The sequence below is a fragment of the Planctomycetota bacterium genome (genome assembly GCA_033763975.1).
Taxonomy (GTDB): Bacteria; Planctomycetota; Phycisphaerae; order Phycisphaerales; family UBA1924; genus RI-211.
On record JANRJM010000013.1, the window covers coordinates 411,728 to 434,106 of the forward strand.

The following is a 22,379-nucleotide window of genomic DNA, read 5'->3' on the forward strand; positions in this document are numbered from 1 at the left end:
TCGCTGGGGCGCGGGGATATGCGTGGGCGGCCGAACGCCGGAGCCCCAACGCCGCGCTGCATTGGGGCAGGGTATCGAGTTCGCGGCGGGCGTGCAGCGGGAGCGCTTGACACGCGTGGTAGCCTTGGCGGCATGACGACCTTCAGGAATCGGCGCGCCCTCGCGGGCGCGGTGGCGCTGTCGCTCGCGTGTGTGGCCGGGGCGCAGGTGGTGCGTTCGGCGGCGGAGGTCGTCCGCGAGGGCGACCCGGTCGCGGGCATGCCCGGCTGGAGCATCGCGGGCATCAACACGCCCTTCACGAACACCGACGGCACCGTCGGGTTCACCGGCTCGATCGTCGGCGAGACGACGATCAACTATGTCTGGTACGACACGGGCATCGTCTGGCTCAACACCGACGCGGCACCCGCGTTCATCCTGAGCGGCGCGGAAGACACCAGCGGCGTGGGCGCGAACGGCGCGTTCCTCTACAGCACCGCCGCCACGCCCGCCGGCGGCACAAGCGAGGACGCCGTCTGGTCGCACCTGGGCCTGGTGGCCCGCGGCACGGAGCAGATCCCCGGCCTTGAGGACCGCTTCTACGTCGCCTGCTCGCGCACCACCATGTTCGGCGCGAACTTCGGCGCGTTCGTCAGCACCACCTCCACGACCGCGGGCGGGAGCACCACCGGGCGGGCGCTCATGCGCTGGAACCCCACCGACGGCGCCACGGTCGTCTTCAAGACCGGCGACGTCGTCTTCCCCGCGCCCGACGACTTCGCCATCGCCTTCGCCTCGCCCACGATCGCCTTCGCCTACGACTTCTCCGACAACGGGCTGCACCACGTGCACCTGATCGGGCTCGTCACGGGCTCGACCGCCAACGACGCGTACATCTACAAGGACGGGATGCCCCTCCTGCGCGAGGGGTCGCTCGTGCCCGGCACCACCATCGATGAGCGCTGGCAGAACTTCTCGGGCATGTCGATCAACAACGACGGCACGTCGCTGGTGTTCGGCGATACCAGCGGCCCGGCGGCGGCCGACGCGTTCCTCGCCGTCAACGGCGACATCACGCTCCGCGAGGGCGAATCCACCGTCGGCGGGGTGCTGCTCGATTTCGGCTCGTCGTGCCTGGGCGCCAGCATCAACAACCTCGGACGCGTCGTGCACGTGTGGAACGTCGCCTCGAGCACCAACCGCACCGTGTTCGCGGGCGACGTGACGAACCTCGCCGCCGGGTGCGCGATCGTCGCGCACGGCGATCAGCTCGACATTACCGGCGACGGCGCGGGCGATCGCGTCGTCACGAACATCCAGGTCTCGCAGACCACCAGCCCGGGCCTGGACCTCGCGGAAGACGGCGTGGTCTACATCCGCATGGAAACGACCGACCTGCTCGGCACCGACGAGCAGACCGGCATCTACCGCTTCTCCACCTCGTGCCCGGCCGCGTGCGATCCGGACTTCAACCAGGACGGGAACGTCGATCAGGACGACATCGCGTGCCTGGCGCAGGTGGTCGCGGGCGATCCGGCGTGCTCGCCCGTCGATCCTGATTTCAATCGCGACGGGAACGTCGATCAGGACGACATCGCCGCTTTGGAGCAGGTCGTCGCCGGCGCCGAGTGCCCGTAGCCGCCCGGTCGGTCACGCGTCGGCGATCGCACCCCGCACGGCGGCGGCGTCGAGCCCCTCGACGCGCAGCGTCTTGAGGGGCGAGGCGTGCCCCGAGACAACGCCCACACGCCGGGAGGCGATGTCCAGCGCGGACGCGAGCAGCGCGCAGATGGCGGCGTTCGCACGCCCGTCCTCGGGCGGGGCCGCGACGCGGATCTTCAGACGATCGCCCAGCGGGCCGACAATCTCATCACGCCGCGCCCCGGGCACGGCCTTCACGCGCACCAGGCACGCGGGCGCGCCGACCGAATCACCCGGCGGCGGGGAGTGCGAACCGCGGCGCCCCTTTGCCGAGGGGGCCTGCGGCGCGGCGGGGGTTGCGGGTTCATCCGTGACGAACACGGGTGAATCGCAGGCGCGCGCGGGGCCGCCGTCAAGCCGCGGGCCTTCGCGGACGATGGAACCCGCGAGGTTCCAGCGGCGAATCCGCTTGCGGTGCGCGGCGGGTCGGGTACCGTGGGGGCGGCGGGGCGTGCGGGTGCGAACGCGGGAGGCGGCACGGGTGACGACGCGACGACTGATGATGGCGGCCGGCGTGGCGGGCGCGGTGCTTGGCGCCGCGAGCGCGCGGGCGCAGCTCCGGGCCGACGAGGTGCTGCTGGTGTACGACTCGCGACTGCCCGACAGCCTGGGCGTCGCGGAGGTGTACGCGGGCTCGGCGCGCGTGCCGGGGGGCGCCGGGGGCGTGGTGGGCGCGCGTCCGGGGGTGCGCGTGGTCGATCTCGCGGCGCTGGGCGCGCCGCAGTCGAACGATGCGACGATCACGTACGCGCAGTTCGAGGCCTGGCTGCGCGAGCCGATCCGCACGTACCTGGTCTCGCAGAACCTCACGCAGCGCGTGCGGTGCCTCGTGCTCACCAAGGGCCTGCCCCACCGGATCGAGGACCACCAGGACACGCCCGCGGCGGCGCCGGTGGGCGACGACCCGCCGGGCATGATCGCCGAGATCCAGGCGAGCGACGCGACGTGCGCGAGCGTGGATTCGGAGTTGACGTTGCTGTACCACGACCTGGACGTGAACGAGGCCGGCGGGCAGGCCGACAGCCGCGCGGACGGCGCGATGCTCAACCCGTACTGGCGGCTGGGCACGCCGATCCGCCTGTATCCGCAGACGAACAACCAGGCGGCCAAGACGTACATCACGCGCCTGCCCGGGCCGGTCTACCTGCCCTCGGGATCGGGCGCGTCGATCCTGCTCCCGGGCGACATCATGCTCGTCGTGCGCCTCGACGGGCGCAGCGTGCCCGACATCGCATCGTCGCTCGCCCGCGCAGGCCGGGTGTACTACGACACGCTCGCGCACATCGCCACGTTCGACGAGAGCGGCGCCAACGGCGTGGCTGATGGCGGGCCCACCGACGAGCTCGACAACGCCGCGTCGCTGCTCAGCGCGCTGCGCGACGCGGACGACTACGAAACCACCCGCAACGAGCTGCAGAGCGACACGCGCTTCGCGCCGACGTTCGCGCGGTACAACGAACTGCTCGGCAGCACGCAGTTCTTCGTCGGCCCGCGCGTGGCGTGGCAGCCCACGGTGATCACCGTCGTCGAGCCGGTCGCGCTGGTCACGACGTACGGCTCGAATCACTTCGGCCTGCCCCTGACGACCGGCGGCGAGATCGCACGGACCATCTACGCGTCGAGCTACAACTACGCCGACGGCGCGATCTTCAACACGCTCGAGAGTTACAACGGGCGCGACCTGGGCGGCACCGGGCAGCTCAGCTTCGCGCCCCAGCAGCAGATCGCGGACTTCATCGCGGCGGGGGGCACCTTCGGGGTGGCGAGCGTCTGGGAGCCCCTCGCCGACAGCGCGCCCGACAGCCGCTACCTCGCCCGCAACTTCCTCCGCGGCAACCTCTCCTGGGCCGAGGCCGCGTGGAGCGCCATCCCGGGCCTCAGTTGGCAGCAGATCGCGATCGGCGATCCGCTCGCCCGCCCCCTGCGCAGCAGCGAGGACATCACCGGCGACCGGCGCGGCACCATCGACGACCTCTACGCCTGGGAGCAGACCCCGGCCGACGTCGACCGCAACGGCACGCCCAACGACGCCGACCGCGGGCTGGTGCTCCAGATGCTCCGGTCGTGGGAACGCGCCGAGATGCTCACCGGGCGCTAGCCGCCGACGCCCCGCCGGACCGCGGCGCCTCGCCCACGCGATCTTCCAGCACGAAGCGGCGTTCGTCGTACAGGCGCGCGAAGCGGGCGGCGTGCGAACCCTCCGTCGGCAGGCCCCGCCCGCACTCGATCAGCAGGTCCACCATGCCCTCGAAGTCGGCGGTCGCGATGAACTCGCGCTCGATGGTGGGGGGGCGGTCGTTCGTGCGCGCCTCCACCGCCGCCAGGTCGCCCATGTTGTGATAGTTGCCCAGCGGCAGGCACACGCACGTCGCGTCGAACCCCGCGTCGCAGAACACCGACGCCTCGCACGCGCCCCCCGCCATCAGCTTGCGCTGCCAGCGCCACGTTCGGTCCGCCGACGACACCACGTTCGAACGCGTCAGCGTGCCCTGCGCGATCTCCTCGGCCCGGCGCGCCACCGCGTCCGTCAGGCGGGGCGTGAAGATCGACAGCCGATCCCCCACCCGCACGATCGGCCCGCCCCCGATCGGCGATTCCGCGAAACTGCGGCTGTTCTCGAGCGCGATGACCGTCGAGCCCGCGGGGATCGTGCCCAGGCGGCACGCCGCGATTGCCCCCACGAACCCGATCTCCTCCGCCCGCGTCAGCAGCAGGCGCACGTCGCGCACCGGCCCCTCGCGCCGCAGCACGTCGAACGCGCCCAGCGCGCCCGCGAGCGCCGCCAGGTCGTCGCACGCGAGCGCGTGGAACAGCCCGTCGCGCTCCTCGGGCGCGGGCAGCGCCCAGATGCCCACGTCGCCCACCTTGAGGTCCCACCGCCCCTCGACCTCGCACAGCCACTGCTTGAACGGGCCCGGCGCATCGGCGGGGCCCGAGACCACGCCCGCGTGCCGCCGGTCGGCGGTGTCGTACACCTCGACCCGCGCGCCGCGGAAGTACGCGTCCATCACGCCCCCGCGGAACGACATCTGCACGACCCCAGGCGCGACGATGCGCTCCACCACGAAGCCGGGGTGGTCCATGTGGGCCGTGAAGTACAGCGGCGGGCCCGCGTCCGTCGGCGCGTGCGCCAGACGCAGCGTCAGGTTCCCCGCGCCGTCGCGCTCCAGCCGCACCTCCGGTCGCGTGGCGGCCCATTCCTCGATCCACGCGATCACCCGGAACTCACGCCCCGCCGCCGTCGGGATCGGCGTCAGATCGTGCAGCCAGCGGCGGTGAAGAGCACGGTCCTCGGGCGTCGTCATCAGCCCCAGCATATTGAATCGTGACACCCCGGGATGCACGCCCGGCCGGCGGGAGACTCGAAAAAACACGCGCCCCGGCGGAATCGTGAGAAGACCCGGGCGCGCCCGGTGTCTTTCGGGCCTTTCGCCCCCCCGGCCGCGGGCCGATACCGTCTGGCGCATGTCCGACACGCCGGGAAACACGGTCCGCATGGCGCCGGGGGTAGAGATCCCCGCCGACGCGATCACGTTCTCGTTCGTGTCGAGCTCGGGCCCGGGCGGGCAGAACGTGAACAAGCGGGCGACCAAGGCGGTGCTGCGCGTGCGCGTCGCGGACATCCCGATCCCCCCGGACGCGGGGGAGCGGCTGCGTCGGCTGGGGTCGATGTACCTGACCGGCGACGACGAACTGGTGATCGCCGCCGACGACCTGCGCTCGCAGGGGCGCAACCGCGACGACGCGATCGACCGGCTGCGGGAACTGGTGCGGGCGGCGCTGGTGCGCCCGAAGGTGCGGCGTGCGACCAAGCCGACCCGCGGCAGCCGCGAACGCCGCATCACCGAGAAGAAACAGCGGGGCGAGACGAAGCGCCGGCGCCAGGACCGCGCGGACTAGTCCCGGCGCGGCCGAGGGCGAGAGACGGTGCGCGGGCCCGGCACCCAGTGCGGTGAGACGCTGCGGGCGGTCTCGACGCGGCGGGTCTAGACGCCGAGCATTTCCTTCGCCGCCTTGACGATGTCGGTCGCGGTGAGCCCGCACGTCTGGAGGATTTCTTCGGGGGTGCGGGCGCTCTTGGGGATGCGCCGGACGTGGAGCTGGCGGAGCTTGAAGGCGTCGCCGGAGTCGAGCAGCGCGTCGGCGATGGCCGAGCCGATGCCGCCCCCGAAGTTGTCCTCGGCGCTCAGCACGAGCCCGTTGTTCTGGCCGACGACGTCGAGGAGGCGGTCGGCGTCGAAGGGGAGCGAGTAGAGGTCGATGAGGGTGGCGGCGATGCCGTCCTTGTCGAGCATCTCGATGGCCTTGTTGGCCTCGTGCACCATGTACCCCGCCGCGCAGATCGCGATGTCGCGCCCGTCGTTGAGCACCTCGAACCCGCCGAGGTTGAAGTCCACGTCGTCGCTGTAGATGAACTCGGTGTCGGGGCGGAGGGTGCGCATGTAGCAGACGCCCTCGTACTCGGCCATGGCGAGCGTCAGGGCGTACGCGGCGTACGCGTCGGCGGGCTGCAGCACGTAGCACCCCGGGTTGCCCCGATGGTCGCGCATCGTCGTGAACGAGCGGAACCACGCGACATCGGGGAGCGACATCTGGCTGGGCCCGTCGGCGGCGAGCGTGACGCCCGCGTGGCTGCCGATCACCTTCAGGTTCGCGCCGCTGTAGATCGCCATCTCGATCTGGTCGTACCCGCGGGCGACGAACTTCGCGAACGTCGAGCAGAAGGGCACCTTGCCCGCCAGCGCCATCCCAGCGCCCGCCGAGAACATGTTCTGCTCGGCGATCTTGCACTCGATGAAGCGAGCCGCGCACGCGGCGTCCTTGCGGAACATCTCGGCGAACGTCGAGTTCGAGACGTCGGCGTCGAGCACCACGACCCGCTCGTTGGTCTGGCCGAGAGCGCGCAGCGCGATCCCGTACGCGCGCCGGGTCGCCATGCTCCCGCTCTGGAGCAGGCTCTCCATGTCGTTGCGCTTCATGAACTCGCTGAGCGGGGGCGCCTCGCGGGGCTCGGGGGTCTGCGTGCTCAGCTCGGGCGGGGGCTCGATGGTGAACGCGTCCGAGTTCGCCAGGCTGCTGGTCAGTTCGACGCGCTTCTGGTCGAGTTCGGTCAGGCACTTCTTGAGCGCGTCGCCGGTGGGGGGCTTGCCGTGCCAGCCGTTGCCCTGCAGGCTGGCGGCTCCCCAGCCCTTGATGGTCCGCGCGATGATCGCCAGGGGCTTCCCGCTCTTGGTCCCGGCGATGAACTGGTCGAACGCGCCTTTGATCTGCGCGGGCGCGTGCCCGTCGATCACCTTGACCTCGAACCCCGTCGCCTCGAGCTTGGCGCTCAGCACCTCGGGCGACTGCTGCGCGCTCACGCGGTCGGCCTGCCCGTACTCGTTGCAGTTGAAGATCGGCAGGACGTTCTTGAGCTTGCGGTCGATGATGAAGTCCAGCGCCTCGGCCACCTGCCCCTCGCGCGCCTCGCCGTCGCCGATGATGCAGTAGATCCGCCGGTCCAGGTTGTCCAGGCGGGCGGCCTCGGCCAGCCCGGCCGCCACCGACAGGCCCTGCCCCAGGCTGCCCGTGGCGGCGTCAAAGAAGGGGAAGCCCTCCATCGGGTTCGGATGGCCCTCGAGCTCGCTCGACGCCGCCCGCAGATTCCGCAGGTCCTCGGTCGTCAGGCGCCGACGGTTCGCGCCGTCGCGCCCGATCATCACGCCCAGCTTCGCGGCGGCGGCGTAGACCGCGGGCACCGCGTGCCCCTCGCTCAGCACCAGCCGATCGGACGTCGGGTAATCGGGGTAGTCCGGGCTCCATCGCATGGTGCTGAACATCAGCACGGTGACCAGGTGCCCGATGCTCATGGCGCTGGTCGGGTGCCCGCTTCCCGCGGCGGCGCACATCTCCAGCGACATGCGGTCGATCTCGATGGTCTGGGCATGAACGGCGGCTTCAAAGGACATGTCCACCACCTTTTCTCACGGGGCGCTCGCCCCGGCGCGTGCACGATCCACGCCGCGACGCCCACGCGCCACGGCCGCCCGGCGCGCCGGCCGCGCGCTTCGGGATAGGGAGTATCCGCCCCTCATCGCCCCGGGGCAACCGGCGCGCCCGCCGATTTGTGCAAAGCAGGTGCCACGATTCGACAGGGCTCGCACCCCCTGCCGACAGCCCCTGCGCATCGCGCACCGCTATCTATCTGGTACACTTGCCGCGCCCCCCGCGCCCGATGGATCGGGGACGCTCGCCGGCTGAGAGACGGAGTTCGATCCATGCGAGTCATCTGCGATCGAGCGGCATTGTTGGAAGGGATCAACCTGGTCTCGGGCGCGGTCGCCGCTCGCACGCCCCGCCCCCAGCTCCAGTGCGTGCGCATCCAGGCGATCAAGGCCGGCGGATCGAACGAACTCGTGCTCTCGGCCACCGATGCCGAGGTGGCGCTGCGCCTGTCGATCTCGAAGGTGGACGTGCAGACCCCCGGCGAGACGCTGATCCCCGCCGACAAGATCCGCCAGATCGTCTCCGCCGAAGAAAACGAGCCGACGCTCACGCTCGAGACCGAGGGCGAGACCCTGCACATCCGCGGGAAGGACGCGCACTTCAAGGTCTTCGGCTACCCGGCAACGGACTTCCCGCCGATCCCCGAGTTCGCGAGCGTCGTCGCGGGCGGGACGGGCACGCCCCCGGCCAAGGCCGTGCTCAGCCACCCCGCCGGCTCGCTCGCCGAACTCGTGGCGCGCACGCTGTTCGCGACGGCCCGGGAAACGTCCCGGTACGCGATCAACGGGGTGCTCTTCAAGCGCGACGGCAAGCGCCTGGAACTGGTCGCGACCGACGGCCGCCGCCTGGCGCTCGCCCGGGCCGCCCTCTCGGGCACCGAGAAGGACGCCAAGCCCGTGCAGTGCATCGTGCCGAGCAAGGCGCTGGGCATGCTGCAGAAGCTCATCCACGACCACGACGAGCCGGTGCAGATCGCGATCACCGATACGCAGATCCTGTTCAGCTTCGGCACCGCCGCCAGCCCCGGTCGGGCCGTGCTCACCAGCACGCTCACCGAGGGCAACTTCCCGCCCTACGAGGACGTCATCCCCAAGGACCAGGACAAGAAGGTCACCTTCGACCGCGACGTGGTGACCTCCGCCGTCAAGCGAGCGGCCCTCCTCACAAACGAAGAGTCCCGCGGCGTGCGCCTGGCCTTCAAGGGCAAGAGCAAGCAACTGGACCTCACGAGCCGCGCACCCGAGATGGGCGAGGCCAATGTCAAGGTCGACCTCGCCGGCTACGACGGCGACGACATCGAGATCGGGTTCAACCCGACGTTCCTCGTCGACGCCCTGAAGGTGCTCACCGACCCGCAGGTGATCATGGAACTCAAGGCCCCGAACAAGCCGGGGCTGATCAAGAGCGGCGCCGACTTCATGTACGTCGTGATGCCCGTGAACCTGCAGTAGTCGCGGATGATGCCCCGGCGACGCCCTTTCCCGGTGTGTTGATATGTTGCGCACAACGCCCCTAAGCAGTTTGCGGGGGCGGCGTTAGTCCGTCCCGACGTTCGCCGCGCGTCGGGCCAGCTTGACAGCATCCGCCGTTGTGGATTCTACTGCTCGATGTAATACAACGGGGGTGCGAAGCATGCGAAAGCTGTTGTGGATGATCGTCTTCGCCGGAGCGGCCGCCGCCGGTTGCAAGTCGTCGCCGGCGCCGCGGGGCCCGGCGGCCGAGGCGGGAACCGTCGGATTGGTGATCACCGAGAGAGGGAAGTCGGGCGAAGCGCACACGCCGCAGTCCGCCTCGGGCGAAGTGCTGCGCGCGCAGTACACGGGCAAGCATCGCAAGGGGCCCAAGACGTCGATTGTCGCCGACGCGCCGGTCGAGGACGAGTACGGGTCGATCGAGGACCTCTTCGCGACGCTGCCGTCCGATCAGGACATGATGGAGGCGTTCGCCGAGTTGGTCGAGGAGACGGGCGAGGCGAGCGCGAAGTACGCCGAGTTCCGCCTACCCGACGAGCAGCGCAACGTCCGCGTGCGGGCGTGGCTGTACGCGGTGAAGTTTGAGAGCGACAAGGACTTTCATGTCATCATCGGATCGACCCGTTCGAAGTCGACGGCAGAGTTCATGAACGTGGAGGTCACAGGGCTACCCAGGCCGCCGACCAGCGACACCGACCGGCTCGCGGAGGTGCGAGTGCAACTGCGTGACATCCTGGGGCGGCTTCCCTCGGGCTCGCGGTATCACAAGCTTGCGACGCCGATCAAGGTGGAGGTCGAAGGCTCGCTGTTCTACGACATCGATCACCCGCCGGGAGTTGTGGGGCCGATGGATATGCGTCCGCGGACGGCGTGGGAAATCCACCCGATCTCGGATATTCACCAGGGATGGGATTGAGTCGCCATGGCCAGACGCGCACCCGCGAATCGCCGACGACCGATGCACGACGCGCGTCTAGTCCCCCCGTCGTTCGATGCCGGGAAGCGGCTCATCCGCTACCACGCCATGCGCTGGCTGACGATGCCGGGGATGACATCGGTCGGCGTCGGGCGCTGTGAGGTTGATCGCACACCGACGGACGAGATCGGCGTGCAGTTCACGGTGCGGCGCAAACTATCGTCCCGCGAGCTCAAGGCCGCCGGCGCACTCCCGGTGCCCAAGGCGTTCCGCTTGGACGACGGACGCATGCTGCGGACGGACGTCGCCGAGCGGGCGTACCGGCGGACGCACTTTGACCCGCTCACTCCCGCCGCGGCCCCAGCCTCGCCGCCCGATCCGCGGCGTGCACGCCTCGACCCGGTGCGCCCGGGGGGCAGCATCGGGCACTTCGCGTCCGAGGCCGGGACCATCGCCGCTGTTGTGTGGGACGCGGGCGGCGTGCCGCACCTGCTCAGCAACTGGCACGTGCTCGCCGGGCCGGGCATCTCGCCGGGGCAGGACATCTGCCAGCCGGGCGTGCTCGACAGCGCGGACGAACATGGCAACCGGGTCGGTTCGCTGGTGCGCCGGCATCTGTCGCTCGCTGGTGACGGGGCCATTTGCTCCATCGAAGGGCGGACGTTTGATGATCGCATCCTCGAGCTCGACGTCGTGCCGCGTCGCCTGCACGTGCCCGAGATCGGCGACCCGGTCGTGAAGTGCGGCCGCACCACCGGCGTCACGCGCGCGCTGGTGTCGCGTGTGAACGTCGTGGCGGTCGTGTCCTATCCGCAGGGCGACCGAAACATCAGCGGGTTTGAGGTGGTCTCAAACCCGGCGCATCCGCCGGGCGTGCAGGGCATCGCCGAGGGCGGCGACTCGGGCAGCATGTGGATGATCGACGCGATCGCGCCGGACGACGACATCGCCGTCGGTCTCCAGGTCTGTGGGCGCGACGGGCCGCTGGAGAGCGGCGATTCCGCCATCGCGTGCTATCTGGGCCCGCTGCTGGATCGCCTCGGCGTGACGCTCAGGCCGGGTCCGTGATCACACGCGGGCGGGCGCTCCCGCCTGCTACACCCCGTACATGAACTCTTCGCGGGCGATCTTCCCGTCGCGCACGGTGTACACGCCGATCTCGTCCATGACGATGCGCTGGCCCGTAGAGATCGTCTCGACGTCCATCTTGAACTTGATCGCGAACCCGCTGGACCCCACGTATGGGCCCTCGGCGCTCGCGCCGTGGATGCGGTGGTCCTTCATCCAGTCGGCGTTCTTGGCCTCGACGGCCTGTCGCCCGCGCCACTCGAGCCCCACGCCCATCCCCTCGCACGAGACGATGTCCGGCGCCCAATAGAGATCCTCGATCTCCTTCATCTTGCCCTCGTTGAACATCGCGACGATCGTCTTGCCGATCTGCACGGGCGTCGCGCCGCTCCCGGTGTTCACCGGGAACATGCCGCCCTTGCCCGATGCCTTGGACGCGCCGGGTTTCTTCGCCGGCGCCGGCTTCGGGGCGGCCTTCTTCGGAGCCGGCTTCGCCGCGGGCTTCTTCGCTGACTTCGCCGCCGCCTTCTTCGCCTTCTTCTTCGCCATGTCGTGCACTCCGGGTGAATCGATCCTGCGCAGTTTACCTGCGCGCACCGCGTCCGTGGCAAGCGGGGCGGGCGGAGAACCGAGTTGTGGAGAAGCCGATGGAATGCGGCGGCGGGCGTCAGGCCGTCCGCACGCGCTCGGCAACGATGTACACCGCCGAGGGGCTGATCTTCTTGAGCGCGCTCTCGGTGTGGTACGCGACGTTCCAGGCCGTGAGGGCGGACAACATGGCGTCGACACGGGTCGACCAGGTCCGCTCGTAGACGGGGACCTTGAGCATCTGGCACGCGCGCAGCCACGGGCGGAAGGCGATGTGCGACGCGGACCGGACGACAAACCCGTTCTTTTCAAGGGCTTGCGTAAACGGCCGCAGGGGCAGGCCTCGCTCGCGCTTCGTGAGGGCTGGGCGCACGCGTCGCCAGTCGCCCATGGACGTGATGGGCTCGCGGACCAGGAAGAAGCCGCCCGTGGCGGTCGCACGGGCGATCTCGGCGATGACGCTCGAGACGTTGGGGATGTGGTGCAGCACGCCGAAGCAGGTGACCAGGTCGAAGGTGCCGTCGGGGAAGGGGAGTCGCCCGGAGGGGTCGGGCTTGACCCAGCGGGCAGGCTTTCCGCCGATCTCGGTCTTCACGAACTTCTCGGAGGGCTCGACGATGGTGAGTTGGGCCGCCCGATCGACGATCGGCAGGAGCTCGAGCCCGTACGCCGCCCCGAAGCCCAGCGCGTGATTGAAGCGACGGTCCGAAGGCAGCCTCGAGAACCCGTGCACGCGGTTCATGGCGTGGTAGACGTAGGTGTACTCCTGCACGTCCTCGTAGAGAAGATTGGCATAGCCCTCGCGCTCGTCTTCGAACCAGGCGCCGATCTCTTCGGGCGAGAAGTCATCGCCGTAGATGGCCTCACCCCGCAGGGCCCGCGCCACCCGGGGGTCGGGAACGCGCGCGTCGGCGACGGGCGGCTGTGCGGGTGGGGCGGTCATGGCTGTCCTCCGGCGCCCCGGACACGGGCGGGCCAGACGGTACCAGCGTCCGGGCATCGAGGCTAGGTCCCTCGCACGGTTACGCCGGTTACGAGACCGTCAGCGTCGGGCGCGTCTGGCCCTGGCGGAGCGACGCGAGCGCGACCTGGCCTTCCAGGTTCCGCACGAGGCGCTCGAGGTCGGCGCGGAGGGCCGTGCCCGGCGTGTCGGCGCCGGTGAAGTTCGCCGTGGGGTTCCCCGCGTCGCTGTTCTGGCGCAGGGCCGTGGTGATTGGCACACCCCCCAGGTACGGGGTGTTGAGCCGCCGGGCCATGGCCTCGGCCCCGCCCCGCCCGAAGATGTCGTACTCCTTCCCGTCGTCGCCCACGAAGTAGCTCATGTTCTCGACGACGCCCAGCAGCGGGACGCCGAGCTGCTCGAACATCCGGGCGGCACGCACGGCGTCGTCCTGCGCCACCTTCTGCGGCGTGCACACGATGACCGCGCCCGTCAGTTTCAGCAACTGCGCCATCGTCAGCGAGACGTCGCCCGTGCCGGGGGGCAGGTCAATCACGAGATAGTCGAGTTCGCCCCAGCGGGTCTGCTCGAGCAACTGCTTGAACGCGCCGTGCGCCATCGGCCCACGCCAGATCAGGGGCTTGTCGGGCTGCACGAGGGCGCCCATCGTCATGCACCGCACGCCGTGCGACAGGAACGGCTCGAGCACGCCCTCGCGGACGATCGGCTCGAGCCCGCCCAGCCCGAGCATCGTCGGCATCGACGGGCCGTAGATGTCGGCGTCGAGCAGCCCGACGCGGTGGCGCGCCCGTGCGAGCCCGACAGCGAGGTTGAGAGCGATGGTGCTCTTGCCCACGCCGCCCTTGCCCGCGCCCACGGCGATGACGTGCGCCACGCCTTCGAGCCCCGAGACGCCCGGGTTGAGGCCCGGGATCGGCGTGTGCCCGGCGGCGGCCTGGCGCGACGGCGGCGGGGCTTGCTCGCGCGCGGAAACAGGCTCGCGCGGGGAGTTCGTCGCCGGGCCGGCGGCCGGGGGCGCGGGGCGCGCCGACCCGCCGAAGCGCTCGGTCTGCACCACGGTCCCCGCGTGATCCACGAACTCGACGACGAGCGCGTCCACCTGCTCGCCCGCGGCTCGGGCGGCCGCCACCAGCCCGTCGTACGCCGTCCGGGCCGCGGTCCGTCGTTGGTCGGGCGCATCGCCCGCGTGCTGGAGTTTCACCGACGCGTACCCGTCGCACGCGGCGACCCAGACGACGCGATCACCACCCAGCGCGGGCGACCCGTCGGGCCCGCGCAATCCACGCAATGCTTCAAGAACAAACGACTTGGTGAGCCCCATGGCCGATGGTAGGTTCTGGGACGCCCGGACTTGCGCGGCAATACGCGCGTGCCCCGGGCGTTGGACACAGTGCTCGGCCTACGCCGACGCAGGAGGGTTTCCCGTGATCAATCGCGCTTCGTGGATGGTGTCGGTGTGCGGCGTGGCGCTGCTCGCCGGTTCGGCCCTGGCTCAGCAGTCGTCCCCGCCCCCCGCCCCGCTCAAGGGGCCGGAAGTGAAGGACGGGGGCGTCCCGGGCGAGAATCGCAAGCTCTCCGGGGGCAACCCGGTCGGTCGCGAGCGGCGCGAGGCGCCCACGCCCCAGCGCGTGTTCATGCGGGCGTTCGACGTGCTGCGGGGAGAGAAGGCGCCGGCCGAGGTGCGCCTGACCGCCGACCAGCAGGAGTTGATCGAGTCGATCGACGCGGAGTTCCGCAAGGAGATGGACGAGTTCCGGGCCGCGAACGGCGCCGAAGTGCGAGGCCTGATGAAGGACCTGCCCGAGGGCGAGCGTCGCCGCGTGCTGGAGATGCTGGGGGCGCCGCGGCCGGAGGGCGGCGCGCCCGAGGGGCGTCGACCCGGCCAGCGCCGCCCGGGCGCGAAGCCGCCGCAGGGCGAGCGTCCGGCCGAGGCGCCGATGGACGCGCCCGCGGACGGCATGATGGACGCGCCGGCTGGGGAGCGCCCGACCGACGAGGCCACCGCCGCCGCCCGGGCGCGTCTGCGCGAGATCATGGAGGCGGCGCCCAAGCCGGCGGACACGCAGGCGGCGATGTTCGGCGTGCTGACCGAGGCGCAGAAGCCGGTGTTCCAGAAGGAACTGGAGCGCGTGAAGGCCGAGGTGCAGCAGCGTCGCGGGCCGCGCGAGGTGGAACGCAACATCGAGAAGGACAAGTTCCCGGGCAAGGCGCCGGGCGCGGGCGACAAGCCGCTGACGCTCGACGACCCGCGGATCCCGGAGCGCGTGCGCGAGCGGATCAAGTCGCTGCCCCCGGAGCGCCAGGCCGAAGCGCTGCAGCGCCTGCAGGAGCGCCTGCGCAACGCGCAGCCGAAGCCCGAGTAATCGACGCGAACACGGGGGCGTCGCGGGCTCGCGCAACGCGGACACATATGTGAAGACAGCCGACAGCCCGGGGCGCTCCCCCGGGCTGTTGTACGTCTCGCCTGAACACGCGGGTGTGCAGGCGAGATATGCGCGGCTGTTCGCACGTCGTTCGCAATTCCCCCATGCGCCCGGTGGGCATCCTGGCGCCTTGCGGAATTCCTGTCGATGTCAAGGGTCTTTTTGAGGGTTTAGGCAACTTTTCGCCCGATGAAGTTCCTATACTCCCCACGATCTCTCTCTCCTCCAGCGGGGTGCCGTCCACAAGATGGCACCCTGCTTGTTTTTTTGTCGCCAGCGCCGGGTCTGGAACGTGTTCACATTGTGTTCAGGCACGCATCGGCGCGGCGCCCGCACCGGGTACGGTTGACGCATGAGCGAAACAGTGCTCGTGACCGGGGCCGCGGGGTTCATCGGGTCGCACGTGTGCGTCGCGCTCGCGTCGCGCGGGCAGCGCGTGATCGGCCTGGACAACTTCGACCCGTTCTATCCGCGAGCGGTGAAGGAACGAGCGCGCGACGCGATCGTCCGCGCGGGCGTGCTGTTCGTCGAGGGCGACATCACCGACGCGGGCGCGCTGGCCTCGCTGCTCGCGCGCGAGCGCCCGCAGGGCGTCATCCACCTCGCGGCCAAGGCCGGCGTGCGCCCGAGCATCGCCGACCCCGCCGGCTACGCCCGCGCGAACGTGCTGGGCACGGCGGCGGTCCAAGACGCGTGCGCCACCCAGGGCGTGGGGCGCCTCGTCGTCGCGTCATCGAGCAGCGTGTACGGCAACGCGACCACCGCGCCGTTCCGCGAGGATCAGGACGTCTCGCAGCCCATCAGCCCCTACGCCGCCACCAAGCGCGCGTGCGAACTCATCGGCTACACCCACCACATCATCACGGGCATGCCCACGGCGATGCTGCGCTTCTTCACGGTCTACGGCCCGCGCCAGCGCCCCGACCTGGCCATCGCCAAGTTCATCGCGGCCATCGCGCGCGGCGAGCCCATCACGCTCTTCGGCGACGGCACCACCAGCCGCGACTACACGTTCATCGACGACATCGTCGCCGGCGTGCTCGCGGCGTACGACCGCATCCCCACGCACGGGTACCGCGTGTGGAACCTCGGCAGCGATGCGCCGATCTCGCTCGCGGCGATGGTCCGCACCATCGAGCGCGTCGTGGGGCGGGCGGCGGTCATCGAACGTGCGCCCATGCAGCAGGGCGACGTCGAGCGGACCTGGGCCGACCTCACCCGCGCGCGGGCCGAACTCTCGTACGCGCCCCGCACGCCGTTCGAAGAGGGTGTGCGCCGCCAGTGGGACTGGTGGCGGGCGGAATCGCGCTAGAACCGCCGCGCGGCACGATCAGCCCCCGCGCTGCGTTTCACACCACGCGCGCCAGCACGCACGGAGGGCGGCCTCGAACCGGCGCGCGAACCCGGGGAAGTCGCTCACGGGCGACGCGAAGAACCGCTCGCGCACGACGCCGCGGATCGCGTGCAGGCGCGCCGGGTCGTGCGCGAGCGCCACGCCGGCGCGGACGTACGACTCGACATCGGGCGTGACCAGGTCGTGCAGCCCGCACGCCGCGAGCAGCGACGCGCCCACACGCGCGCGGTGCACCTCGCCCGCGAGGGCGAGCACGGGCGTGCCGGTGACGAGCGCCTCGCATGTTGTCGTGGTGCCGTTGTACGGGAAGGGGTCGAGCGCGAGGTCGACGTGCCGGTGGGCGGCGAGGTGCGAGCCGGGCGCCTGCACGAACGGGGTCCAGCGCAGGCGCGCGGGATCGCCACCGGCCGCCCGGAAACGCCGTGCGACCGCGCCGCGGGCGCCGGGCGCGCGGTGGTCGTTCAGCAGCAGCGCCGCGCCGGGGGTCTGCGCCAGGATGGCGGCCCAGGCGCGGCATGTCGCGTGCTGGATCTTCTCGGTGCGGTTGAAGCACCCGAAGGTGAACGGCGCACCGGGGTCTTTGGCGAGGGGCGTCCACGCGGCGCCCCGGGCGGCGAATGGCGCGGGCTCGTACGCGAGGTAGCACGCGTCGAGGCGCACGAGGCGTTCGGTGGCCCAGCGCTCGGCGCCGGGCGGATCGGTGACGGCGTCGATGAAGCGGTAGTGCACGCCCGGCACGCCGCACGTGTTGGAGTAGCCGAGCCACGCCGCCTGCACGGGGGCGATGGGGTGGGCGATGGCGTCCATGCGGTGCCCGCGCGACCAGCCGGCGCAGTCGACGAGCGCGTCGATGCCGTCGGCCCGGGCGATCTCGCGGATCTCCTCGACGCCCAGGTCGCCCATCGCACGGTACACCCAGCGCGACGAAAAGAACCCGGTCGATTCGTCCGGCTCGTTCAGGGCGTAGCAGTGCACGCGCACGCGCGCGGGGTCGAGATTCGCGAGCAACGCGCGCAGGAAGTACGCGCACGCGTGCGTGCGGAAGTCCGTGGACCAGAACGCGACGTGCAGCGGGCGATCGGGGTCCGGGGCGTTCGTGAACGCCACGCCCGTGGGCGGCACGGCATCGCGGAACATCTCGCCCAGGCGCCGGTGCAGCGCGGCGTGCTCGTCGGCGTCCACGCCGTCGGCGAACGCGAGCGCGACGCAGAGTTGCAGCAGCGCATCAGACGACTCGGGAAACCGTGCCACGCCCTCGCGCGCGACGCCCACCGCCTGGTCGACCTCGCCCGCGCGGATCGCCAGGTCCGTGTGGCGCACCACCACCTGCGGGTCGTCGGGACGGGCCTGCCCCGTCTCGCGCAGCACGCGCCACGCGTCGCCGGGGCGGTCCGCGATGAGACACACCCGGGCGGCCTCGGCGGCAAGGTCCAGGTTCGCCGGGCCCCCGGCGTGCAGCGCCACCAGGTGCCCCGCCGCGTCCGCGTACCGCTCGGCCTGCGTCAGTGCTCGGGCCAGTTCCGCCCGCAGCCCGGGCACGCCCGGCGCGAGGGCGACCGCCCGCTCGAACGCGCCGGCGGCCTCCGCCGCGTCTCCCGCGCGCTGGCACACCTGCCCGAGCGCGCGGTGCAGCTCGGGCGCGCCGGGCTGGCGCGCGATCGCGTCGTGCAGCAGGCGACGCGCGCCGGCGAGGTCGCCCGAGGCGGCCTGGGCACCCGCCGCCCGCAGGATGAACGCCATGTCCATAGCCGACGATCGTACCGGGGGCGCGCTCGCTCGCTACCGTTCGTGCGCATGGCGCTGCTCTCGGTGAACATCGACCACGTCGCCACCATCCGCCAGGCGCGCTACCGCCCGGGCGCGGGCTCGGGGAACGAGTACGGCGAGCCGGACGCCGTGCGGGCCGCCCACGAGGTCGAGATGGGCGGGGGCGACGGCATCACCGTGCACCTGCGCGAGGACCGGCGCCACATCGTCGACCGCGACGTCGAGCTGCTGCGCCCGCTGGTGCGCGTCAAGTTCAACCTCGAGATGGCCGCCACCGACGAGATGATCGCCATCGCGACGCGCGTGAAGCCCCACAGCGCGATGCTCGTGCCCGAGGGGCGCCACGAGGTCACGACCGAGGGCGGGCTCGACGTGGCGGGGCAGGCGGCACGCATGCGCGACGTCGTCGCCCGCCTGCGCGAGGCCGGGTGCCTGGTGTCGGCGTTCATCGACGCCGACGCGCGCCAGGTCGAGGCGTGCGCGCACGCGGGGTTCGACGTGTGCGAGGTGCACACGGGCCCCTACGCCGCGGCGTTCCTCGCGTGCGGGGGTGATTTCCGCGTCGAACGCCTGCGCGCGGCGTACGCGGAGATCGGCGACACGGGCGGGCGGATCCGTGCCGCGGGCATGCGCTTCAACGCGGGGCACGCCCTGAACTACGCGAACGTCGGGCCCATCGCCCATTTGCCGGGCGTGGCCGAGCTGCACATCGGGCACGCGATCGTCAGCCGCGCCATCTTCGTCGGCCTGCGCCGGGCCGTGCGCGACATGAAGCAGGCGATGCGCTCGCGCGGGTGGGCGGCGGACGTCGGAGGGCTGTCATGGGACTGATCGGGCATTTCCGGCGCATGCTGGCGTACGAGGCGTGGGCGAACGAGCTGGCGGTCGCGTCCATCGAGAGCGTGCCGCAGGCCAACCGGCGGGGCGAGGCGTGGGAGCGGCTCGTCGGGCTGCTGCCGCACGTCGCGCTGGCGCGCCAGGTGTGGATGTGGCGCATCCGGCGCACGCCCTACCAGAATCCGCTCGACTGGTTCCCCGGGCTGACGCCTCAGGAAACGCGGGCGCGCCTGGCCGAGGTGGATGCGTCGTGGGGCGCGTACATCGCCGGGCTGCGCGAGGAAGACCTCGAGCAGGAGTGCCTGTACACGAGCAGCGAGGGCGTGACCTACGTCTCGACCGTGGGGGAGATTCTCACGCACGTGCTCAACCACTCGACGTATCACCGCGGGCAGGTCGCGCGCCTGGTGCGCGAGTGCGGCGGGCAGCGCGCGTCGACCGATTTCATCCTGATGAGTCGGCGGGCGCGCTGAGCGCCCGCAGCGGGCCCGCGCCCCCCGGCGCCTGGGGCTGCGCCCGAGCAGGGGGGTGTCGGAGCGACCGGGGGAAGATAGTGCAACCGTTTCCCGGGGATTCTGATAGAGTACCGCAGGGGGCCTTCTCGACATGTCCGGCAAGAAGCCCAAGCCAGCAGCTTCCGACGGCGTCCGGGGGAAACGGCGGGCGCCGGCGCACGTTCCGGCGGGCGGGTCCCGCGCCTTCCACGGGTACGACGACGCGCTGGCCTTCCTTGAGTCGCGCGTAAACGTCGAGGCGCTGAGCCCGACGCAGGTCGATGGTGCCGCGACCTTCCGGCTCGACCGCATGCGCGCGCTCATGGATCGCCTGGAGAACCCGCAGTCGTCGTTCAAGTGCGTGCACGTCGCGGGGAGCAAGGGCAAGGGCAGCGTGTGCGAGATGCTCGCGTCGTGCCTGCAGGCGTGCGGGATCGCGACCGGGCTCTATACCAGCCCGCACCTGGTGGACATGTCCGAGCGCATCCGCATCTGCCGCGACCCCATCGGGCGGGGAGCGTTCTCGACCCTGCTCGCGCGGGCCGCGGACGCGGCGGACGCCATCGCCCGCGCGCACGGCGACGCGACGTACTTCGAGCTGCTCACGGCGACCGCGTTCCTGCACTTCGCCGAGCAGGCGGTCGACGTCGCGGTGATCGAGGTCGGCCTGGGCGGACGCGACGACGCGACCAACATCATCACGCCCGAGGCCTGCGGCATCACGGCGATCCACGTCGAGCATGCGCGCCTGCTCGGGCCCGCCATCGAGGACATCGCGCGGCACAAGGCGGGCATCATCAAGCCCGGCATCCCCGCCGTCAGCGTCCCGCAGTCGGCGCCCGTGGCGGGCGTCCTGCGCGCGCGGGCGGCCGAGGTCGGGACAACGCTCGAGTTCCTGGGCGAGGACATCGACTATTCCTTCCGGTTCGAATCGAGCCCCGAGCTGGGCCCGCACACGCGCGTCGTCGTCACCACGCCCCGCAGCAGCTTCGAGCACCTCCCGGTCCCCTTGAAGGGCGAGCACCAGGCGGTGAACTGCGCGCTCGCGCTCGCGCTCATCGACAAGCTGCGGACCCGGGGCGTGGAAGCGCCCGAGGCCGCGGTCGCGCAGGGGCTGAGCGCCACGCCGAGCCTGGGGCGGCTCGAGACCGTGCGCATGCGTCCACGCGTGGTGGTGGACGGTGCGCACACGCCCGAATCAGTGCAGGCGCTGATCAAGGCGCTGGGGGCGCAGGTGCGGTACGACTCGCTGGTGGTCGTGTTCGGGTGCGCGAGCGACAAGGACGCCGGGGGGATGCTCGCCGCCCTGGCGACCGGGGCCGACAAGGTGATCTTCACCCGCGCGCACGGCAACGCGCGGGCGGCCGACCCGCGCGACCTGCAGCGCCGGTTCTCCGAGGTCTCGGGCAAGATGAGCCAGCTCGCGCCCAACGTGCGCGAGGCGCTGGCACTCGCCGCCCGCGCCGTGAACCGCGACGATCTGGTGCTCGTCACGGGCTCGTTCGCCGTCGCGGGGGAGGCCAAGCGCCACGCCCAGGCCTCGGCGCCGTCCCCGGGCGTCCCCGACGGCGCCCTGCGCGAGGTCAAGCTCTCGGGTGTGGCACGCGGGCGCGACGCGCGGGGCAAGCCGGGCGAACGGCTATAGTCGCCCCCCCAGCACACGCCCGAGGGCGGCGCACGCGTGCGGCCCGGGCCGAGGCCGCCGATGTCCGAGCCCACCCACCGTTACACAGCCCGGCTCGCCGATGAGATCGAGCGCCGCTGGCAGGACGCCTGGTCGCGCGAGCAGGCCTTCCGCCAGCCGAACCCCGGCGAGCCCGGGTTCGACGCCGCCCGTCCCAAGTTCTATTGCCTCGACATGTTCCCGTACCCCAGCGGCGCGGGTCTCCACGTCGGCCACCCCCTGGGCTACATCGCCACCGACATCCTGAAGCGCTACTACCGCACCCGCGGCTACAACGTGCTGCACCCCATGGGCTTCGACGCCTTTGGCCTCCCGGCGGAGAACTACGCCATCCAGACCGGCATCCACCCCGCCATCAGCACCGAGCAAAACATCCAGCGCTACCTGCAGCAGATCGAGGTCATCGGCCTGGGACACGATCCCGACACCCTCACCCGCACCAGCGACCCCGACTTTTACCGCTGGACGCAGTGGATCTTCCTCCAGCTTTTCGATAGCTGGTACGACCAGTCCGCCGACAAAGCCCGCCCCATCGTCGAACTCATCGCCATTCTGGACCGCGAGGGCAACGCCAACGTCCGCGCCGCCTGCGATACTGACACGCCTACCATCACCGCCAGTGAATGGAAGGCCCTGACCGGCAAAGCCCGCGAGGACTTCCTGCAGCACTACCGCCTGGCGTACCTCAGCTACGATTTCGTGAACTGGTGCGCTGCCTTGGGTACCGTCCTCGCCAACGAGGAGGTAAAGGACGGCCTGTCCGAACGCGGCGGCCACCCCGTGGAGCGCGTTCGCATGCGCCAGTGGAGTCTGCGCATTACCGCTTACGCCGACCGCCTTCTGCGCGGCCTCGAGACCTTGGACTGGCCCCAAGCCATCATCGACCAGCAACGCAACTGGATCGGCAAAAGCGAAGGCGCTTCCATTCGCTTCCGTGTAGGGGAGGGGCTTGCCCCTCCCGCCGGGCTTGCTCCTCCCGCTAACATCGAAGTCTTTACCACGCGCCCTGACACCATCTTCGGCGTCAGCTTCCTGGTCATCGCGCCCGAGCATGAGGCCGTCGAAGCGCTCACCACGCCCGAACAACGCGCCGCCGTCGAAGCCTACGTCACCAAAGCCAAGAACAAAAGCGAGCGCGAGCGCCAGGCCG

The 22,379-nt window shown here is 71.1% G+C and carries 19 protein-coding genes; 12 read left to right on the forward strand and 7 right to left on the reverse strand.

Going from position 1 to position 22,379, the window contains the following annotated elements; all coding sequences use genetic code 11:
• Positions 1 to 132: 132 nt before the first annotated feature.
• On the forward strand, positions 133 to 1,617 hold the full coding sequence (locus tag SFY69_09060) for a hypothetical protein (protein ID MDX2132189.1): 1,485 nt from the start codon (positions 133 to 135) through the stop codon (positions 1,615 to 1,617).
• 12 nt (positions 1,618 to 1,629) lie between these two features.
• Here the strand turns inward: SFY69_09060 and SFY69_09065 are convergent, their stop codons facing one another.
• Entirely contained in the window at positions 1,630 to 2,001 is a 372-nt protein-coding gene (locus SFY69_09065) for a DUF167 domain-containing protein (GenBank protein MDX2132190.1), read from the reverse strand.
• A gap of 160 nt (positions 2,002 to 2,161) precedes the next feature.
• On the opposite strand from SFY69_09065, the gene SFY69_09070 reads away from it, so the two are divergent.
• Positions 2,162 to 3,778, forward strand: a complete 1,617-nt coding sequence (locus SFY69_09070; GenBank protein ID MDX2132191.1) for a hypothetical protein — start codon at positions 2,162 to 2,164, stop codon at positions 3,776 to 3,778.
• Here SFY69_09070 and SFY69_09075 read toward each other — a convergent pair.
• Entirely contained in the window at positions 3,765 to 4,985 is a 1,221-nt protein-coding gene (locus SFY69_09075; GenBank protein ID MDX2132192.1) for a M20/M25/M40 family metallo-hydrolase, read from the reverse strand. The genes SFY69_09070 and SFY69_09075 overlap by 14 nt on opposite strands.
• A 160-nt stretch (positions 4,986 to 5,145) precedes the next feature.
• Between SFY69_09075 and arfB the strand changes: the two genes are divergently transcribed.
• Entirely contained in the window at positions 5,146 to 5,580 is a 435-nt protein-coding gene (gene arfB / locus SFY69_09080) for an alternative ribosome rescue aminoacyl-tRNA hydrolase ArfB (GenBank protein MDX2132193.1), read from the forward strand.
• An 86-nt stretch (positions 5,581 to 5,666) separates the two neighbouring features.
• Here the strand turns inward: arfB and SFY69_09085 are convergent, their stop codons facing one another.
• On the reverse strand, positions 5,667 to 7,628 hold the full coding sequence (locus SFY69_09085; GenBank protein MDX2132194.1) for a transketolase: 1,962 nt from the start codon (positions 7,626 to 7,628) through the stop codon (positions 5,667 to 5,669).
• 309 nt (positions 7,629 to 7,937) lie between these two features.
• On the opposite strand from SFY69_09085, the gene dnaN reads away from it, so the two are divergent.
• The 3 genes from dnaN to SFY69_09100 all read left to right on the forward strand — a co-directional run bounded on the left by dnaN (position 7,938) and on the right by SFY69_09100 (position 11,121).
• Positions 7,938 to 9,116 (forward strand): DNA polymerase III subunit beta, encoded by a 1,179-nt coding sequence (gene dnaN, locus SFY69_09090; GenBank protein ID MDX2132195.1) that lies wholly within the window; start codon positions 7,938 to 7,940, stop codon positions 9,114 to 9,116.
• Positions 9,117 to 9,297: 181 nt separating this feature from the next.
• Positions 9,298 to 10,053: a hypothetical protein gene (locus tag SFY69_09095; protein ID MDX2132196.1), complete on the forward strand. Its 756-nt coding sequence runs from the start codon at positions 9,298 to 9,300 to the stop codon at positions 10,051 to 10,053.
• A 42-nt stretch (positions 10,054 to 10,095) separates the two neighbouring features.
• Complete coding sequence (locus tag SFY69_09100) at positions 10,096 to 11,121, forward strand: hypothetical protein (protein MDX2132197.1); 1,026 nt, start codon at positions 10,096 to 10,098, stop codon at positions 11,119 to 11,121.
• A 27-nt stretch (positions 11,122 to 11,148) separates the two neighbouring features.
• Here the strand turns inward: SFY69_09100 and SFY69_09105 are convergent, their stop codons facing one another.
• The 3 genes from SFY69_09105 to SFY69_09115 form a co-directional block, all read right to left on the reverse strand.
• A complete protein-coding gene (locus SFY69_09105) occupies positions 11,149 to 11,670 on the reverse strand; it encodes a nuclear transport factor 2 family protein (protein ID MDX2132198.1) in 522 nt (173 codons plus the stop codon).
• A 118-nt stretch (positions 11,671 to 11,788) separates the two neighbouring features.
• Positions 11,789 to 12,652, reverse strand: a complete 864-nt coding sequence (locus SFY69_09110) for a class I SAM-dependent methyltransferase (GenBank protein ID MDX2132199.1) — start codon at positions 12,650 to 12,652, stop codon at positions 11,789 to 11,791.
• An 88-nt stretch (positions 12,653 to 12,740) separates the two neighbouring features.
• Entirely contained in the window at positions 12,741 to 13,991 is a 1,251-nt protein-coding gene (locus SFY69_09115) for an Mrp/NBP35 family ATP-binding protein (protein ID MDX2132200.1), read from the reverse strand.
• Positions 13,992 to 14,094: 103 nt separating this feature from the next.
• Here SFY69_09115 and SFY69_09120 point away from each other — a divergent pair, with 103 nt between their 5' ends.
• Together SFY69_09120 and SFY69_09125 are read left to right on the forward strand one after the other, a co-directional pair.
• Positions 14,095 to 15,033 (forward strand): hypothetical protein, encoded by a 939-nt coding sequence (locus tag SFY69_09120; protein ID MDX2132201.1) that lies wholly within the window; start codon positions 14,095 to 14,097, stop codon positions 15,031 to 15,033.
• A gap of 412 nt (positions 15,034 to 15,445) precedes the next feature.
• A complete protein-coding gene (locus SFY69_09125; GenBank protein ID MDX2132202.1) occupies positions 15,446 to 16,405 on the forward strand; it encodes a GDP-mannose 4,6-dehydratase in 960 nt (319 codons plus the stop codon).
• Between the two features lie 18 nt (positions 16,406 to 16,423).
• Here SFY69_09125 and SFY69_09130 read toward each other — a convergent pair whose 3' ends face one another.
• Positions 16,424 to 18,193 carry a tetratricopeptide repeat protein gene (locus tag SFY69_09130; protein ID MDX2132203.1) on the reverse strand — a complete coding sequence of 590 codons (1,770 nt, stop codon included), beginning with the start codon at positions 18,191 to 18,193 and terminating at the stop codon, positions 16,424 to 16,426.
• Positions 18,194 to 18,241: 48 nt separating this feature from the next.
• Between SFY69_09130 and SFY69_09135 the strand changes: the two genes are divergently transcribed.
• From SFY69_09135 to SFY69_09150, 4 genes are all read left to right on the forward strand, one after another.
• Positions 18,242 to 19,045: a pyridoxine 5'-phosphate synthase gene (locus tag SFY69_09135; protein MDX2132204.1), complete on the forward strand. Its 804-nt coding sequence runs from the start codon at positions 18,242 to 18,244 to the stop codon at positions 19,043 to 19,045.
• Complete coding sequence (locus SFY69_09140; GenBank protein ID MDX2132205.1) at positions 19,036 to 19,524, forward strand: DinB family protein; 489 nt, start codon at positions 19,036 to 19,038, stop codon at positions 19,522 to 19,524. Before SFY69_09135 ends, SFY69_09140 begins: the two co-directional genes overlap by 10 nt.
• 133 nt (positions 19,525 to 19,657) lie before the next feature.
• Entirely contained in the window at positions 19,658 to 21,190 is a 1,533-nt protein-coding gene (locus SFY69_09145) for a cyanophycin synthetase (GenBank protein ID MDX2132206.1), read from the forward strand.
• A 60-nt stretch (positions 21,191 to 21,250) separates the two neighbouring features.
• Positions 21,251 to 22,379 (forward strand): class I tRNA ligase family protein (locus tag SFY69_09150; GenBank protein ID MDX2132207.1); only part of this gene is annotated, 1,129 nt, incomplete at its 3' end.

Bases quoted from the DNA above. Each gene is read 5' to 3' on its own strand.
- SFY69_09060 (MDX2132189.1), top strand. From the start codon at position 133: ATGACGACCTTCAGGAATCGGCGCGCCCTCGCGGGCGCGGTGGCGCTG.
- SFY69_09075 (MDX2132192.1), bottom strand. From the start codon at position 4,985: ATGACGACGCCCGAGGACCGTGCTCTTCACCGCCGCTGGCTGCACGAT.
- arfB (MDX2132193.1), top strand. From the start codon at position 5,146: ATGTCCGACACGCCGGGAAACACGGTCCGCATGGCGCCGGGGGTAGAG.
- SFY69_09085 (MDX2132194.1), bottom strand. From the start codon at position 7,628: ATGTCCTTTGAAGCCGCCGTTCATGCCCAGACCATCGAGATCGACCGC.
- dnaN (MDX2132195.1), top strand. From the start codon at position 7,938: ATGCGAGTCATCTGCGATCGAGCGGCATTGTTGGAAGGGATCAACCTG.
- SFY69_09095 (MDX2132196.1), top strand. From the start codon at position 9,298: ATGCGAAAGCTGTTGTGGATGATCGTCTTCGCCGGAGCGGCCGCCGCC.
- SFY69_09100 (MDX2132197.1), top strand. From the start codon at position 10,096: ATGCACGACGCGCGTCTAGTCCCCCCGTCGTTCGATGCCGGGAAGCGG.
- SFY69_09105 (MDX2132198.1), bottom strand. From the start codon at position 11,670: ATGGCGAAGAAGAAGGCGAAGAAGGCGGCGGCGAAGTCAGCGAAGAAG.
- SFY69_09110 (MDX2132199.1), bottom strand. From the start codon at position 12,652: ATGACCGCCCCACCCGCACAGCCGCCCGTCGCCGACGCGCGCGTTCCC.
- SFY69_09115 (MDX2132200.1), bottom strand. From the start codon at position 13,991: ATGGGGCTCACCAAGTCGTTTGTTCTTGAAGCATTGCGTGGATTGCGC.
- SFY69_09125 (MDX2132202.1), top strand. From the start codon at position 15,446: ATGAGCGAAACAGTGCTCGTGACCGGGGCCGCGGGGTTCATCGGGTCG.
- SFY69_09130 (MDX2132203.1), bottom strand. From the start codon at position 18,193: ATGGACATGGCGTTCATCCTGCGGGCGGCGGGTGCCCAGGCCGCCTCG.
- SFY69_09135 (MDX2132204.1), top strand. From the start codon at position 18,242: ATGGCGCTGCTCTCGGTGAACATCGACCACGTCGCCACCATCCGCCAG.
- SFY69_09140 (MDX2132205.1), top strand. From the start codon at position 19,036: ATGGGACTGATCGGGCATTTCCGGCGCATGCTGGCGTACGAGGCGTGG.
- SFY69_09145 (MDX2132206.1), top strand. From the start codon at position 19,658: ATGTCCGGCAAGAAGCCCAAGCCAGCAGCTTCCGACGGCGTCCGGGGG.